15 protein-coding genes and 1 pseudogene are annotated in these 16,756 nt (G+C 52.7%); 12 read left to right on the plus strand and 4 right to left on the minus strand.

All coding sequences use genetic code 11. From position 1 onward, the window contains the following. Nucleotides 1-51 precede the first annotated feature (51 nt). A complete protein-coding gene (locus QO259_RS01005; RefSeq protein WP_285951459.1) occupies nt 52-2,283 on the plus strand; it encodes an SNF2-related protein in 2,232 nt (743 codons plus the stop codon). A 155-nt stretch (nt 2,284-2,438) separates the two neighbouring features. Here the strand turns inward: QO259_RS01005 and QO259_RS20330 are convergent, their stop codons facing one another. The 3 genes and pseudogenes from QO259_RS20330 to QO259_RS01015 all read right to left on the minus strand — a co-directional run bounded on the left by QO259_RS20330 (nt 2,439) and on the right by QO259_RS01015 (nt 4,509). Then, nucleotides 2,439-2,792, minus strand: coding sequence for a transposase (locus QO259_RS20330; protein WP_502949128.1), 354 nt, complete (start codon nt 2,790-2,792; stop codon nt 2,439-2,441). Continuing rightward, nucleotides 2,749-2,958 (minus strand): annotated as a pseudogene (locus QO259_RS20335) (transposase); the annotation flags it as partial. The gene QO259_RS20330 and the pseudogene QO259_RS20335, both read right to left, overlap by 44 nt. A 402-nt stretch (nt 2,959-3,360) precedes the next feature. Then, a complete protein-coding gene (locus QO259_RS01015; protein WP_285951460.1) occupies nt 3,361-4,509 on the minus strand; it encodes an MFS transporter in 1,149 nt (382 codons plus the stop codon). Nucleotides 4,510-4,800: 291 nt separating this feature from the next. Here QO259_RS01015 and QO259_RS01020 point away from each other — a divergent pair, with 291 nt between their 5' ends. Continuing rightward, on the plus strand, nt 4,801-5,136 hold the full coding sequence (locus tag QO259_RS01020) for a hypothetical protein (RefSeq protein WP_502949129.1): 336 nt from the start codon (nt 4,801-4,803) through the stop codon (nt 5,134-5,136). A gap of 153 nt (nt 5,137-5,289) precedes the next feature. On the opposite strand, the gene QO259_RS01025 is transcribed toward QO259_RS01020, so the two are convergent. Continuing rightward, nucleotides 5,290-6,195: an FRG domain-containing protein gene (locus QO259_RS01025; protein WP_285951461.1), complete on the minus strand. Its 906-nt coding sequence runs from the start codon at nt 6,193-6,195 to the stop codon at nt 5,290-5,292. Nucleotides 6,196-6,932: 737 nt separating this feature from the next. Here QO259_RS01025 and QO259_RS01030 point away from each other — a divergent pair. The 10 genes from QO259_RS01030 to QO259_RS01075 all read left to right on the plus strand — a co-directional run bounded on the left by QO259_RS01030 (nt 6,933) and on the right by QO259_RS01075 (nt 16,708). Further along, nucleotides 6,933-8,423 carry a SulP family inorganic anion transporter gene (locus QO259_RS01030; protein WP_285951462.1) on the plus strand — a complete coding sequence of 497 codons (1,491 nt, stop codon included), beginning with the start codon at nt 6,933-6,935 and terminating at the stop codon, nt 8,421-8,423. Between the two features lie 83 nt (nt 8,424-8,506). Beyond that, nucleotides 8,507-9,361: a universal stress protein gene (locus QO259_RS01035; protein ID WP_285951463.1), complete on the plus strand. Its 855-nt coding sequence runs from the start codon at nt 8,507-8,509 to the stop codon at nt 9,359-9,361. Nucleotides 9,362-9,501: 140 nt separating this feature from the next. After that, the gene (cfa, locus tag QO259_RS01040) at nt 9,502-10,665 is read left to right on the plus strand and encodes a cyclopropane fatty acyl phospholipid synthase (RefSeq protein ID WP_285951464.1); all 1,164 of its coding nucleotides are present in this window, start codon (nt 9,502-9,504) and stop codon (nt 10,663-10,665) included. Between the two features lie 40 nt (nt 10,666-10,705). Continuing rightward, nucleotides 10,706-11,926, plus strand: a complete 1,221-nt coding sequence (gene metK / locus QO259_RS01045) for a methionine adenosyltransferase (protein WP_285951465.1) — start codon at nt 10,706-10,708, stop codon at nt 11,924-11,926. A 60-nt stretch (nt 11,927-11,986) separates the two neighbouring features. After that, complete coding sequence (locus QO259_RS01050; protein ID WP_285951466.1) at nt 11,987-12,328, plus strand: TraR/DksA family transcriptional regulator; 342 nt, start codon at nt 11,987-11,989, stop codon at nt 12,326-12,328. A 334-nt stretch (nt 12,329-12,662) separates the two neighbouring features. Continuing rightward, entirely contained in the window at nt 12,663-12,893 is a 231-nt protein-coding gene (locus QO259_RS01055) for a hypothetical protein (RefSeq protein WP_285951467.1), read from the plus strand. Nucleotides 12,894-12,941: 48 nt separating this feature from the next. Continuing rightward, nucleotides 12,942-14,549, plus strand: a complete 1,608-nt coding sequence (locus QO259_RS01060) for a peptide chain release factor 3 (protein WP_285951468.1) — start codon at nt 12,942-12,944, stop codon at nt 14,547-14,549. A 30-nt stretch (nt 14,550-14,579) separates the two neighbouring features. Beyond that, nucleotides 14,580-15,587 (plus strand): isocitrate dehydrogenase, encoded by a 1,008-nt coding sequence (locus QO259_RS01065; RefSeq protein ID WP_285951469.1) that lies wholly within the window; start codon nt 14,580-14,582, stop codon nt 15,585-15,587. Between the two features lie 86 nt (nt 15,588-15,673). Beyond that, nucleotides 15,674-16,150 carry a hypothetical protein gene (locus QO259_RS01070; RefSeq protein WP_285951470.1) on the plus strand — a complete coding sequence of 159 codons (477 nt, stop codon included), beginning with the start codon at nt 15,674-15,676 and terminating at the stop codon, nt 16,148-16,150. Between the two features lie 252 nt (nt 16,151-16,402). Then, a complete protein-coding gene (locus QO259_RS01075; RefSeq protein WP_285951471.1) occupies nt 16,403-16,708 on the plus strand; it encodes a hypothetical protein in 306 nt (101 codons plus the stop codon). Nucleotides 16,709-16,756: the final 48 nt, after the last annotated feature.

Below are 16,756 nucleotides of genomic sequence, written 5' to 3' on the forward strand. Positions count from 1 at the left end.
TACGGGCAGACCACCGCCCGTAGGGGCGTGTTCTGTCCGTTTTCATTGGAGATGGACATGAACATGCCATGCACAGCACCGGACAACATCATCGCGCTCAACGATTTCATCGACGAGTTCGGTGACGGGCTTCTGGATACGCTCAACCACACCCATCCCCCGGTCTACGACGGTCGGGGCAATCCACCCCGACAGGCGGTGATGAACGCGCTGGCACGCCAGCCGTTCCCGGCACAGGCGGATGTCGTTCACGCGATTTGCGCGCTGCTGCTGGATCAGAACGAGCGCGCCGGCGTGATCAACGCCGAGATGGGGACCGGCAAGACGATGATGGCGATCGCCGTCGCCGCCGTGATGGCGAACGAGGGCTATCGTCGATCGTTGATCGTGTCTCCGCCGCACCTAGTCTACAAGTGGCGGCGCGAGATCCTCGAGACGGTGCCCGAAGCTCGGGTATGGGTACTCAACGGGCCGGATACGCTGGCCAAATTGCTCAAGCTGCGCGAGCAGCTGGGGCAGTCAGACGATGGCCGGCCGGAGTTCTTCGTGCTGGGTCGTGTCCGTATGCGGATGGGGTTCCACTGGGTACCGGTGACCACCCCGAAGCGCACCGTCTCCGGACGCCTTGCGGCGTGTCCGGACTGCGGTCGCATGATCCTCGACAACGACAATGAACCGGTCCGGTTCGAGTTGTTTCAGCAGACCGAGCGTCAGCAGTCGTGTGCGGGATGCGGTGGCCAGCTCTGGACACTCATACGACAGCGGCAGCCCGGAGGGGATGCCCGCCGTCGTTCGGTGCTCAAGGCGCTGCAGCGCATTCCGACGATCGGCAAGGTGACATCGGAGAAACTGATCGACCAGTTCGGCGAGGGGTTTCTCTCGTCGATGCTGGCCGACAACGTGCACGAGTTCATCAACCTGATGGACGAGAACGGCGACCTGGTGTTCAACGATCGACAGGCGACGAGAATGGAGCGGGCCATGGCCAACATCGAGTTCGGTTTCGGTGAGGGCGGTTTCCAGCCGAGCGAATTCGTGAAGCGCTACCTGCCCGATCAGTTCTTCGACCTGCTGATCGTCGACGAGGGGCATGAGTACAAGAACGCAGGATCGGCCCAGGGCCAGGCCATGGGAGTTCTGGCAGCGAAGGCACGCAAGACGCTTTTGCTGACCGGCACGCTGATGGGCGGCTACGCGGACGATCTGTTCTACCTGCTCTTCCGGATCCTGACGCCGGTGATGATCGAAGACGGCTACCGTCCCCAGCGCAATTCTCTGGGAGCGGCGTCCATGGCCTTCATGCGCGAGCACGGTGTTCTCAAAGACATCTACTCGGAGCGCGAGGGCGCTGGACACAAGACGGCGAAGGGGCGGAAAACCTCGGTGCGCACGGTGAAAGCACCAGGCTTCGGCCCCAAGGGCATACTGCGCTACGTGTTGCCCTTCACCGTCTTTCTCAAGCTCAAGGACATCGGTGGGGATGTACTGCCACCGTATGACGAGGAGTTTGTGGAAGTGCCGATGTCGTCTGATCAGGCCAGTGCCTATGAACGGCTCTCCAGAGAGCTGACACAGGCACTGCGGGAAGCGCTGGCACGCAAGGACACCACACTGCTGGGTGTGGTGCTCAATGTGCTGCTGGCCTGGCCTGACTGCTGTTTTCGACCCGAGGCGGTCAAGCATCCGCGTTCGCGGGAGCTGATCAGCTTCGCGAAGTCGATCTTCGACGAGACATCGACGATGCCCAAGGAGGACGAGCTGGTCGAACTATGCCGGTCGGAGAAAGCCCAGGGCCGCAAGGTGCTGGTTTACTCCACCTACACCGGCAAGCGCGACACGACGAGTCGCCTGAAGCGGGTGCTCGAGCAGGAGGGGCTGAAGGTGGCCGTGCTGCGCTCGAGCGTCGACACCAGTCGGCGCGAGGACTGGATCGCGGATCAGGTCGAGAAGGGGATCGATGTGCTGATCACCAACCCGGAGCTGGTAAAGACCGGCTTGGATCTTCTCGACTTTCCGACGATCGCGTTCATGCAGACGGGCTGGAACGTCTACACGCTGCAGCAGGCGGCACGGCGCTCCTGGCGTATCGGTCAGCACCGGGCGGTGCGTGTGCTGTTCTTCGGCTACGCCGAGACGTCACAGATCGCCTGTCTGCGGCTGATGGCCAGCAAGATCGCCGTGGCACAGAGCACGTCCGGGGACATCCCCGAGTCTGGGCTGGATGCGCTTAACAGCGATGGCGAGTCGGTCGAGATGGAGCTGGCCCGTCAGCTGGTCGCTTGATGCTTCATGCACATCAAATCCAACCCCTCTCCGGAGGGGTTTTTGTTCCTGCGTATCAATTTGGTTTAGCGACAACAGAGGATAGCAGTTAGAGTATTTTTTCATCTTATTCGCTACGGTTCCGAATCTGATTGCTCGTGGCGAAAGATGCATACTCATATTGGTACGATAATTGGGGGCGCTGGGAGGGATGCTCTCTCCAACGGGTTCAACAAGCTGTTGTTTTGAGCGGCACAGGGCTGTTGCGGCAGTTTCAAGTTTTGCGACAAATAGTTCAGATGAAAGCTGGGCCGGTAGCCGCCACCTGCGGTTCTGACTGAAAAGTCGGCGCGCGTACAGCGTTCGATACAGGCCAGCGTCACCATGGCCCTAGAGCTGGCGGCCAGCTTGTCATAACGGGTATTCAGCCGACGCTTTTCCTTCAGCCAGCCGAACAGGCGCTCTACCACATTGCGTTGTCGGTCATCGCCATTGACGAAAGCGCTGGTAGACGGTCTTCCAGAACCCATAACGCTCGGGCAGGTCACGCCACTGTACGCCGGAGCAGAGAATCCACAGAATACCGTTGAGCATCTGCCGGTCATCTCGTCGCGGGCGTCCCATGGTCTGCCGGGGAGAAACGATATCCTCGATCATCTGCCAGCGCTGGTCGGAAAGCTCGTAACGGCCTGTCATGGCCCCTCCTGTTGCATGAACAGGAATAGCGTAGCAACTATGATTTTTCAGACAGAGCCAGCTGACTGGTCGGCGAGGCGTTCGGCTAGACCTCAAGATCGGTGCTATGGCTGACACCCAGCCCGTACTCAGTGCTGATCGATACCTCTACCTCGTGCTTCCCTTAACCCAGGATGATTTCGGGGCGGACGCCGGCGTCGGATCGGCTTGCCATCCACCTTGCAGGACGATTCTATGAGTCAATTACGGGTCGTCGCGGTAGAAGGTGGAACGAACGTAGACTTCAAATGAAGAATCGCCCCGAATTGTTAAAAATCGAGATGTCGTTGAAAAGTGATTTTCAAGGATGCATCTGTGTAACAAACGGCACTCACGCTTGATCAAATTTATATTATAAAGCTCTCAAGGAACTTGAATGGATTTTAATGAGGGCCAAAAAACCACAAAAACCATAATCGAAATCAGAGAAACCAGCCAGGCTACGTAACTCAGCCCGCCCAATGATACGAAACCAAATATAAGCCCTCCAATAGGTTGGGAGATGTTGTTGAAAAGAACTATAAAACCCGATGCCTTACCGAGGTCTTTTCTTTCGACAACTTGTTGTCTGGTATAGCGCACGAACACGCTAAACATTTTATCGAAGCCAATTAAAACAACGAATCCGAAGAAATATATAAAAGCATTTCCAATCAATCCTGTCAGTGTAAAACCGCACACCATAAACACAAACCCGACAAAACCAAACCAATGAGGATTGATAGACGACAGGCCGATGAACATGAGGATTATAATTGTCGCAAGGGCACCGATTGATTGAAGAAAGCCATAATAGAAATCAGGCAGGCCTAGAGCGCCAGTTACAACAACAGCAGAAGACGCTAAAGCAATTCCCAGCATTAAATTACTAAGGAAGGTCACTCCGATGAGTTTTTTTAGAGTTGTGGAACTATTGATAACGCCTAAAGCAATTGTAAAAGATCTACTAAAACTTATACTTCTATCGGTATCTCGATCATCTTTGAAATTGCTTTTTAACAACCACCTCCTTAAAAAGGCGTCAGAAATCAAAAAAAACAGAGAAATAAAAGCAGCGACATAAACCCAGTCGACCAAAGTAAGCAACAATCCTGCCAAAAGAGGCCCACTTACCATACCCACTTGATCGGCCAGTTGAGCTCTTGCAATACTATGCTCGAGTGGAGCATCCTTAAACACGTATGGCAGTAGAATATCTCGAGATATAAATCCTTGGGTTGATAGAACGCCACACACAATGGAGAATATGGCTAATAGCCACAAAGATGGAAAAGCTATTAAAATTATAGAGAATAGCAACGCCGCGATTAAGCGAGCTATTTGACTAAACCTCAGCAAAGTCAGACAGGACATTTTGTCGCATAGTATGCCAGCGATAGGAAACATCAAGAATCGCGGCAACGACTCTAAAAAGAAAGCGATTCCTGACCAACTGGCATCACCGCTTATTTTATACGCAGCCAAGGGGAATATAAATAAAAGCACTTGATCCCCAAGTCTTGAAAAAAACAATGAGGAAAAAAACTAAAACCGCCTTCAAATTTCTTCATGACTGCCCAGCTCGCTATCCGCTTTTTTCGTTCTCGCATCACCGTGCGAAGCCAGAATCAAAAGATCCTGTCCATTCAAATCAACTATCGAGCTAGCAGTATCATTATTTTTTGACACTATCTCTTCAATGTCTCGATGGACGCTCAAAATCATCTCTATCAACTTGGCACGCTTTAACCTTAAAAGAGCCATCTTATGCTTTATCCAAGAAGCTCTTTTAGCTTGAAGGTCGACCCATCGTATTATTGTATTATGGACAGAATCCTGGACGACCTCAAACCGGAGCTGGTCAAAACGGGGCTGGATCTTCTCAACTTCCCGACGATCGCGTTTATGCAGACGGGCTGGAACGTCTACACGCTGCAGCAGGCAGCACGACGCTCCTGGCGTATCGGTCAGCACCGGGCAGTGCGTGTGGTGTTCTTCGGCTACGCCGAGACCTCGCAGATCGCCTGTCTGCGACTGATGGCCAGCAAGATCGCCGTGGCGCAGAGCACGTCCGGGGACATACCCGAGTCGGGCCTGGATGCGCTTAACAGCGATGGCGAGTCGGTCGAGATGGAACTGGCCCGTCAGCTGGTCACTTGATGTTTCATTCACTTCAACCCCAACCCCTCTTCGGAGGGTTTTTTTTGTATGGAGGAAAGAATAGCGTTAGTGATTGAGTGCTTTTTATCCTTCCCTACATTTAGTGGACCTAGAAAACGTATCGATGGGATCTATTTCTTACTTGCGGGGTTCTCAAATAAATTGGTTTATCTCGTACCGGTGTGAATTTTCAACTGGCCCAGCGGATAGTCTGCGAGCTCTTGCCCAATCTTTGACGTCTCTCGACACTCCTTCATAACCAGGGAATAGCTTTGCGCCGGTGATCCCCATAAGACTCAATATGTGTAGTACTTCACTGGCTTCGCTTGCCGGCAAGCTTACGCATTGTAACGGTTCGGGATCGGTATGGCCGGGAGAAAGGTCTTCGTCCAGTCTAGTTTCATAAAAGCTTTCCAATGTCTCTGATTCATTTTTTATCATTGATACAGTAAAAAGACCGGATTGAGCAGCAAGGTAGGGGCTGGTTCCTCCAGGTGCTTCGATAACGTTGATTGCCTGACAACGAGTATCAAGTACCCATACTGCCATCCTTGCAGAGCAATTGGCTTCCGTTAATTTCCAGGTTAAAACCGAGGAGGCTGCAAAGTATGAAGCTACGAAAGGATTACGTGACCAATCTAGCAGGCAAGTGGGTACTCCATGGTGCTGAGCGAAGGCAAGTACCCGATGAAATTCTGCTGTTGGCCAGTTGTAATTGCCTGATCGACTCCTATCGAATTGCTTTAAGGAACGCCTGAGTGCCTCGGAATCATCGGGTACCTGCAAGCCAGCGTGGTCGCATGCTTCCAAAAATCTGAGCAAAACGGCCTTCTCGAAAGCTACCTGTTCACCGATCGTGACATCATGCTCTCCGTAAAACGTCGAGACAGATACATCTGTGCCCATACGATGGGCCGATGGGGTTAGCGGCAGCGACATATCCATTTGGCCCCGGAACACATGATTCCGCTCACGCCAAATCGCATTGCTCACCGGGCTCAGGTAGCTCAAGAACTCTTCTGCTGTCCGGAAAGGCATATTTCGTTGGAATTCATTCACATCATACTCCTGCATGAAACGAACATGTTGAGTCGTTACGACGCGCAACTTCTAATCTCGATGAATCCAAAGGGCCGCGAGAAGCCCTAGCATCCGATCATCGAGTGGGAAGAGCTTAACGCAGCGAAAAGTGCTTACCTTCGAAGGGTAGTTCGAGTGAGGGCAGCTGGCTTCAAGCTCGTCGAGAGCCTGCAGGCCAACGTGCGTGATCATGGACCGAAGCGCTGACAGTCCACAGCAGACCGTATTTGGGCCCAGCGATGCGCGCCGTGTTCTTCAGCCCGGCTCTGCTGCGTTTCGGGAGCCTAATCAACTGCTGGCAAGATCATGGGCACCGCCTGCAGACCTCTAGAAGGGGGTCATGATCGATCGGTAGCTTGCTCCACGAAGGTATAGCACACCTCGACTGAGGCTGGCTAAAGCCAAGGATGCAACTAACGAAAAATTGTATTAGACTAATGATCAAATTCTCGCGTCCGTTGGACCGTGACCGCCAAGCGGTCAGTAGTACAGGAGCGACAGTAATGGCACATCATCTTCTTGGGTTGACGACTCCACCCTGAATCCCTCCCCAGCAGGGCATATCTACCATAGCTAGGCAAGTGGCGTCCGCTACATGCTTTTGCTAGGTGTTGTTTTGCGCTGCGCCATCCCCTTAAAAGTACCCTCGATAGTGCGTTTCACTATTGTTTTCGTGTGCGCCAAATAAATATCTCGTTAATTGAATTAGGTTTAACATGTTAGAAAAAATAAAGTTAAGTTGGCTTTCCAACTTAAAAGGGGACACGTTGGCCGGACTCGTTGTTGCGCTGGCGCTCATTCCCGAAGCCATCGCATTTTCCATCATTGCTGGGGTCGATCCTAAGGTAGGTCTGTACGCTTCATTCGCTATCTGTACCATCATTGCCTTCACCGGTGGTCGTTCAGGAATGATTTCTGGAGCGACCGGTGCCATGGCGCTACTCATGGTAACCCTGGTCAAGGATCATGGCCTAGAGTATTTGTTGGCGGCCACCCTGTTAACCGGGGTTCTGCAAATTCTGGCTGGATACTTGAAACTGGCGAACCTCATGCGCTTCGTATCGCGCTCTGTTGTCACCGGTTTCGTCAATGCGTTAGCAATCCTCATATTCATGGCCCAATTACCAGAACTCACCGATGTCACCTGGCATGTCTACGCCATGACTGCCGCCGGTTTGGTCATTATTTACGGCTTTCCTTATCTGCCGGTTATCGGCAAAACGGTTCCTTCTCCTCTGGTTTGCATCGTGCTGCTAACCATCGTCTATATGGCAACGGGAATGGAGATAAGAAGTGTAGGCGACATGGGCGAACTTCCCGACAGCCTTCCAGTGTTCTTATGGCCGGACGTTCCGCTGAATCTCGATACTCTTCTCATTATTTTACCCTATTCCGTCATGCTGACTGTCGTCGGCCTGCTGGAATCGATGATGACATCTACGATCATTGATGATCTCACTGATACCAAGAGTAATAAAAACCGGGAGTGTAAAGGTCAAGGTATCGCCAACATTGGCGCAGGATTGATCGGCGGCATGGCTGGGTGCGCAATGATCGGGCAGTCGGTGATCAATATCAAATCGGGTGGGCGACGCCGTTTATCCGCTCTTATTGCAGGTGTGGCTCTGTTGCTGATGGTGGTGTTCCTGGCGGATTGGGTTTCTCAGATTCCAATGGCAGCCTTGGTAGCAGTCATGATCATGGTCTCTATCGGTACCTTCAGCTGGGAATCTATTCGAGATCTGAAAAAACACCCGATGAGCACTAACTTTGTCATGTTGGCAACCGTTGCCGTTACGGTCGGTACGCATAATCTGGCTATCGGTGTCTTCGTTGGTGTGCTCTTGGCGGCTCTCTTCTTTGCCAGAAAGGTCGGCAATATTCTTTATGTCGGCAGCGAAAGTACTGATGAAGGAAATCGGCGAATCTACAAGGTAGTAGGTCAAGTGTTTTTCGCTTCTTCTGAACGCTTTGGCGAGTCGTTTGATTTCAAGGAAAGCGTGGAAAAGGTCACTATTGATCTGTCGTTGGCACATTTCTGGGATATTACCGCCGTGCAGGCATTGGATAGGGTGGTTATCAAATTTAGACGGGAAGGTACGCAAGTTGATCTCGTGGGGCTCAATGAGGCCAGTGCAACCGTCGTCGATAAATATGCGATCCACGATGATCCTAAAGCAGTAGAGAAGCTCATGGGCGGACACTGACATACTTAAAAAAGGGGTGCGAATTGCCAATTTGGTAACTACGGCGTTTGCACGACGACTTTCCAAAAGTGAGCACGCTAGCCATGACAGATAACGTGATTGCAGCCATTGATGCTTCTAAATTTGCGCACAGCGTATGTGACTGCGCGATTTGGGCCAGCCAAAAGCTCGGTTCTCCCTTGGTATTCCTGCACGTCGTGGATAACCATCCTCAAGCGGCGGAAGCCGATCTTACCGGTAATATCGGATTGGGCTCGAGAGAGCATCTTCTTGAAGAATTATCAGGATTGGATGAGAAACGGGCAAAAATCGCTCAGGAGAGTGGAAGAGTCATACTCAAGGCTGCAAAGGAACGGGCAGAAACAGCCGGAGCCTCGAATGCCTCGACTCGACAGCGCAATGGCACACTGGTCGAAACTCTTGAAGAAATGCAGGGCGAAACGCGATTGCTTGTGATCGGCAAGCGAGGTGCCAATGAGCATCATGATAGTGAGCACCTGGGTTCCAATCTCGAACGCGTAGTGAGGTCACTACATCATCCTGTTTTGATGGTGCCAGCAACCTTCACTACTCCCAAGAAAATTCTGGTTGCCTTCGATGGTAGCAAGACGACCCGAAAGGGTATCGAGGTACTTGCGAAAAGCCCGCTTTTTGCAGGCACGGCTGTCCATGTCGTCATCGTCGGCTCCGATACGGGAGACAACCGTTATCAGCTGGACTGGGCGCTCGGGTTGCTCAGAGAGGCTGGACACTCGGCCGAAGGTACGATCAGAGCGGGGGAAGTCGAGGCAACGCTTCACGACTACCAGCGGAAGCATGATATCGATTTGCTGGTCATGGGGGCCTATGGCCACTCGCGGATAAGACATCTTCTCGTGGGTAGCACGACAAGCGAGATGCTGAGAAAAGCGGATATCCCGCTGCTGATACTTCGCTGAGGACACAGTTGGCCGCAGCCCATCTTGGTGCGGCCCATTCAGTACAGAGGTTCGTTATGATATCAACTCCGCCCTAAGCGACCGATTTCAAGAAACCGAGGTGGTTTTCAAAATCGATAACGCTGAAAAAGGAACGAAGAGTGGGCGCGCCAGAGTTAAATTTTCACAGATCCCCTTTCTATGACGAAAGTTCGTCTTCACAGCGGTTCGTGGCCGACCTTTTAAGTAAAGCTAATATTGCCATCAATGGTAGCCGGCCCTGGGATATACAGTTCAACGCTCACGGTGTCATTGAGCAGGCGTTAGCCAAAGGCAATCTGGGCTTGGGCGAGGCGTATATGAGCGGTGCATGGGATGCACAGCATCTCGACGACTTCTTCTTTCGGTTGCTTCGGTCGGGTGTCACTGACGAAATCAAGCCGCACAAGTTGCTTTTTCATCATGTCAGATCTCGTTTGGTCAATCTCCAGACGGCGAAGAGAGCGTTTCAGGTCGGCGAAAAGCACTACGACCTTGGTAACGACTTCTACGCCGCAATGCTCGATTCCCGAATGACTTATACCTGCGGCTACTGGAAAGATGCCACGACTCTCGATGCGGCCCAGGAGGCTAAGCTCGATCTTGTATGTCGCAAGCTAGGCTTAGAACCTGGTATGAGGGTTCTCGATATCGGCTGCGGCTGGGGCAGCTTCATGGCCTACGCTGCCGAAAATTATGGCGTCGAATGCGTAGGTTTGACGATCTCTCGTGAGCAGACCGAGTATGGCAAGCGACTGATGACCCAAGGGTTACCGGTTGAATTTCGCTTGAAGGACTACCGTGAAGAGACGGAGCAATTCGATCGTATCGTCAGTATCGGTATGTTCGAACATGTCGGACACAAAAATTACCGCGAATTCATGGATGTCGCGACTCGATGCTTGAAGGACGATGGGCTGTTCCTATTGCACACCATTGGGAAAAATGTCAGATCGTCGACACCAGATCCTTGGATAGATCGCTACATTTTCCCCAATGGTGAGCTCCCGGCTCTTGGTCACATCGCAGATGCGGTGGAAGAACGCTTCATTGTCGAAGACCTGCATAACTTCGGCGCGGACTATGACAAGACCCTGATGGCTTGGCACAGGAATTTCGAAGCTAACTGGCATCGATTCTCCGAGTCCTATGGTGAACGTTTCTATCGTATGTGGCGCTATTATCTTTTGAGCTGTGCCGGCTCATTTCGAGCCAGAGATATCCAGCTCTGGCAGTGGGTGCTCAGCAAACAGGGCGTTCTCGGGGGTTACCACAGAGTCAGCTAAGTTTAACGACGTCTAACTTACATCAAGCCTGGAAGCAATGATGAGCGAATACTCTCTGTTTACCTCCGAATCCGTGTCCGAAGGTCACCCGGACAAGATCGCCGATCAGATCTCCGATGCCGTCCTGGACGCCATCATCGCGCGCGACAAACAGGCCCGCGTGGCCTGCGAGACACTGGTCAAGACCGGTGTCGCCATTGTTGCCGGTGAGATATCCACCACCGCCTGGGTCGATCTGGAAGATCTGGTGCGCAAGGTGATCATGGATATCGGCTATACCTCGTCGGAGGTCGGCTTCGATGGTGAAACCTGTGGCGTGATCAATCTGATCGGCAAGCAGAGTGTCGATATCGCCCAGGGCGTCGACCGCAGCAAGCCCGAGGATCAGGGTGCGGGAGATCAGGGCCTAATGTTCGGCTATGCCACCAACGAGACCGAATCGCTGATGCCGGCGCCGATCCACTACTCGCATCGTCTGGTCGAGCGTCAGGCGGAGCTGCGCAAGAACGGTACACTTTCGTGGTTGCGTCCGGATGCCAAAAGCCAGATTACCTTCACCTACGATGAAGACGGCAAGCCCAACGGCGTCGATGCCGTGGTGCTGTCGACCCAGCATGATCCGGATATTTCCCAGGAGGATCTGCGCAAGGCGGTGGAAGAGCTGATCATCCGTGATGTCCTCCCGGCGAAGTGGATTCACGACAAGACCCGCTTTCACATCAACCCGACCGGCAAGTTCGTGATCGGCGGGCCGGTCGGTGATTGCGGCCTGACCGGACGCAAGATCATCGTCGATACCTATGGCGGCATGGCCCGCCATGGCGGTGGGGCGTTCTCCGGCAAGGATCCGTCCAAGGTCGACCGCAGCGCCGCTTATGCCGGGCGCTACGTGGCCAAGAACATCGTCGCCGCCGGTCTCGCCGACAAGTGCGAGATTCAGGTTTCCTACGCCATCGGTGTCGCCGAACCGACCTCTGTCTCGATCAATACCTTCGGTACCGCCAAAATCAGCGAAGTGAAGATCATCGAACTGGTGCGCGAGCACTTCGATCTACGTCCCCATGCGATCACCCGCATGCTCGATCTGCTCCACCCGATGTATCAGCTGACCGCCGCCTACGGCCACTTCGGGCGCGATCCGTTCGAATCCAGCTACACCTGGACCGACGTCAACGGCGAAACGCAGACCGAGACCTTTACCGCCTTCCCCTGGGAGAAGACGGATAGGGCGGAACTTCTCGCTCGAGCGCTGAATACTTGAGTCAAAGGAACGAGCGTCGAGCACTTCATATTCTTGACCTGTCAGCTATAGAGAGATGCCATGAATCACCCCGATATCGATACGGCAGAGATGGCAAAACGTCTGAATGATGAACGTGCTCGATTGCTCGAACAGAGCGAAATGAGCAAGGAGAGTCGGGAGACGGTCCAGCTCGACCAGCAGTCGGTCGGTCGCCTGTCTCGCATGGACGCCCTTCAGGGGCAGGCGATGGCCAATGCCGAAGAGGATCGGCGAAAGCTACAGATCAGGCGCATCGATGCGGCACTGATGCGGCTGGAGCGAGGCGAGTACGGCCAATGCATCGACTGCGACGAGTGGATTTCGCTCAAGCGACTGCAGTGGGATCCCGCCATTCTGAAATGTATCAACTGTGCGAGTTGATGGGTTTCCGAAAGCCGGTCGCGAGCTTGATGCTCATGCCGGCTGTTGCTAGGCTTTACGAGCGATCTTTTTACACCGCTGTTCTTGCGGATATCCCAACAGATTAATTCCCAGATACCTTCCTGAAGGTCGCTGGTAACTGACAAAGGTTCTACCGATGACACAGTTACTACACGACGCTTTTTTCAGTCCACCCTGAGATTCGGCATCTTTTGCGCAGCAAGCGCAATGGTAACGAGTATCGCCTGTTGCCAGTGCCTCTTGTTGCGCTGTCGTTCAACCTCTTCGATTTCACTGGAATCGATTGCCATTCGAGTTGTACGGGAGATAGTGCATGCAGGGTCAAAGTGCTTTTTTGCCTCGGATTCAAGAACTGTCCGATGCAGATGGTTGGAACAGCGTCCATCGATACCTTCCCCTCGAGCCAAAAGCGACACTTCAGGTGGTCTATCAAGACATCCATGGCGGCGGTGCCACGTCTGCCTACTGCGAGCAAGGACGTTTCATCAGTACGACCAATCGCGCGCCGGTCAGAGGCGTGCGCGTCTGGAAATATCACGATTGAGAAAGTCTTTCTCTCGATCGAATTTCCTTGGACGCAATGGACGTACGCATGCCTCTTCAAAATGTCACGAAACCCGATAGTTCCCTTGATGAGCAGGTCAAAAGACGACGGACTTTCGCCATCATCTCTCACCCGGACGCCGGCAAGACGACGCTGACGGAAAAATTATTGATGTACGGCGGTGCCATTCGTTCCTCGGGAACGGTGAAGGCGCGCAAGAGTCATCAGTATGCCAAATCGGACTGGATGGAAGTCGAAAAGCAGCGCGGCATTTCCGTTGCCAGCTCGGTCATGCAGTTCGAATTTCAGGACTGCGTGATCAACCTGCTCGACACGCCGGGACACCAGGATTTTTCGGAAGATACCTATCGCGTGCTGACAGCGGTCGACGCGGCGTTGATGGTGATCGACGCGGCAAAAGGCGTGGAGGCCCAGACCATCAAGCTGCTGGAGGTCTGCCGGCTGCACCGGACGCCTGTCATCACGTTCATCAACAAGATGGACCGGGAAGTCAGAGAGCCGCTGGAACTGATCGACGAGATCGAACATATCCTCAGTATCGACTGTGCTCCGATTACCTGGCCGATTGGCATGGGAAAGCAGTTTGCGGGCGTATTCGATATTGCGCGCGATCAGATGCTCAAGTTCACTCCGGGACAAGATCGTATCGAGATCGAGAGCGAAATGATCCAGGGTGAGGAGCATCCCTACCTGGCCGAAAAATTCTCGCTCGTGCACGCCGTCTTCAAGGAGGAGCTAGAGGTCGTGCGTGAGGTCATGCCTCCCTTCGACATGACCCGGTTTCTGGCCGGAGCACTGTCTCCCGTGTTCTTCGGTTCGGCGATCAACAACTATGGCGTGCAGGATATTCTTCAGGCACTGGTCGACTGGGCGCCCTCTCCCCGGCCCAGGGAGGCCAGGCAGCGTTCGATAGCGCCGGATTCTGCCACGTTCACCGGTATCGTTTTCAAGATACAGGCCAATATGGATCCTCATCACCGGGACCGAATTGCCTTTCTTCGCATCTGTTCCGGTCGTTATCGGCCGGGATTGAAGGCCGTCCATGTGCGCACTCACAAGACCTTGCGACTCGATCACGCCATCACCTTCATGGCGCAGGAGCGTTCACATCTCATGGCCGCCTGTGCGGGCGACATCATCGGCATCCCCAATCACGGCAGATTGAGAATCGGCGATGTGCTCACCGAAGGCGAACACCTCGATGTGGATGGCATTCCTCACTTCTCGCCGGAACTCTTTCGTAGCGTCCGCCTTGAGGATCCGCTGCGAATCAAGCAGTTGAACAAGGCTCTCCAGGAGCTGGGCGAAGAGGGCGCGATTCAGGTCTTCCACCCTCTGGAAAGAACGGGACTGGTACTGGGTGCCGTGGGGCAATTGCAGTTCGAGACCGTGGCGCATCGGTTGCAGTCCGAATACGACATCCACGTCGGTTTCGACAAGTTCCAGGTCCATAAGGCGTTGTGGGTTTCGGCCGAAGACATCAACGAGCTCGAGCACTTTGAAAACGCCAACCGGAATCGGTTAGCGAGAGATGCTTCCGGCGCGCTTGCTTTTCTGGCGCCGACGAAGGCTATCCTTCAAGTGACCATGGATAAATGGGACGAAATCATCTTTAGCGAAACACGAGAGATATAACGAGTCTCATTCGAATACAAGGAGTTAACGATGGAAAGAACGATTGCAGTTTTAAAAGGTGACGGGATTGGTCCGGAAATAACAGATGCTACGCTACAAGTTTTGGGTGAGTTAGACTGCGGCTTGAGTTACGAATTTTATGATGCAGGCCTCACTGCCCTCGATCGGTGCGGAGACTTGATTCCTATAGATACTTTAAAAGGAATTGAGAAATATCGCGTAGCCTTGAAAGGACCTTTAACTACGCCGGTGGGAGAAGGGTTTTCATCTGTCAATGTCCAACTGCGCCGAAAGTTCGATCTTTATGCTAATGTCAGGCCGGCCATAAGTCTTCCTGGTACGCGATCTCGTTATAATGATATTGACATTATCACCGTCAGAGAAAATACCGAGGGCGCCTATCTATCAGATGGGCAAACGCTATCCAGCGATGGCTCTGTCGCAACTTCAAATATTAAAGTTACTCGGCAAGGTTCACAAAGGGTCGTGCAATTTGCCTTTGATCTGGCTCGCAAGCAAGGGCGGTACAAAGTAACGGCGGTGCATAAAGCCAACATCATCAAGACGGCTTCCGGTCTATTTTTGAATACTGCCCGAGAGGTGGCTGAGTCTTATCCGGATATACAGTTCGAGGAAATGATTGTAGATAACGCTTGCATGCAATTAGTAATGGATCCCGAACAGTTTGATGTCATTGTTACAACCAATCTCTTCGGTGACATCATTTCTGATTTGTGTGCTGGGCTTATCGGAGGACTGGGGCTGGCGCCGGGAGCCAATATTGGCCAGGACGTAGCCATTTTCGAGGCCGTGCATGGATCTGCACCGGATATCGCAGGCTTAGGTATCGCAAATCCGTGCGCATTGCTATTAGCTAGCGCCGAGATGCTCGATTATCTTGACATGCCTATGGCTGGTACGCGTATTCGCACTGCTATCAGGACTATTTTATCGACTCGGCGTGAATCGGCTACACCCGATTTAGGAGGAAAGGGAAATACGCAGGAATTCACCCAAGCCATCATAGAGTGCCTTTAGCTTAAGCGAGTTGTACCTTAAAAGCATTAGTGAGTCGGCGATTAATGGCAAGCATGATGTTAATAATTTTGTAAAGGTGTATGAATATGAAATTAAGCAATATCACAGTTGATGTGACAACTGCAGGTCTGCTAACTGGTGATGAGTACGATGTCATTGGAGTACCCGGTACCGAAGAACAACTGTCGAAGCTAGGAACGGTTGCACTGGGTGAAGTCTGGACCGTCTCCCGCTATAGAGATGAAAGCTGCGGGCTCATTCGGTATATGCCTCCCTACAAGGGCTTTTCCAGGTTCGAGAAAGCCCTCGAATCATCCATCACAAAGTGCGTTATCGTTGCTGATAGAAATGAGTATCATGCTTTAGCGATCTCATTGTGTGACTATTCTCGTCTTAGTGTCGACAAGCGGCAATTTTTTGAGGATATTTTCGAGGGGTTGAACAATGCAGTGGCCAATGTTCGCTGTCTAAAAAAGGTTATCTTGATCGCACAAAATGCCGACGTTCAAATTAGCCTTAGAAACCACATCGAAACGCACTCGGAAGCAGCGCATCATGTTTAGTCCTTTAATGTTTTTCGCAAAATAACGCAGCAGCATGGCTGTCAGCTTTTCTCCCTTGGGTTCTCGTAGACGCCTGCTGCCTTCGTGGTTCCGCCCAGTCAGTGCTTGCCATGGCCGTCAGAGGCAACATATAGCGTTCTCTATGATGATCGAGCGCGAGCTGGAGTTGTTGCGGCGAGGTTCTGTCAGGGAGTGTTTTTGAGCTTGGGAAACGTTCCCATATTCGATGTGTGAAAGCCTGGAGATACTTGGATGACCGATGCTTTCAAAGCTTTCATGAACATGGATGACGTTCGCTGGCAGTGTCGCAACCATGCCATGGGCTTCTTCAGCACCCGACACTATCGGCCTCATCTGGGGCAATGGGTGGAATATGATGCTCGAGTCGCGGGCGCTCATGTCTCCGGCTACCATCGTGTCTCACTGCATTTGATCGATGTTGATGGATCAATTCATCCTCTTGATGCAGCGCTTATTTTTGGAGCTTCGCCGAGTGTGGAACGCCTGTTCTGGCGACCGCTCTCAATCGCCACACCCAAGCTTGGTCGGCCGTATTAAATTCATTTCCCTATCGCTGGTCCTCGCTCATAGCAGTATTTTGCAGGA

Source organism: Salinicola sp. JS01, from assembly GCF_030284585.1.
Taxonomy (GTDB): Bacteria; Pseudomonadota; Gammaproteobacteria; order Pseudomonadales; family Halomonadaceae; genus Salinicola.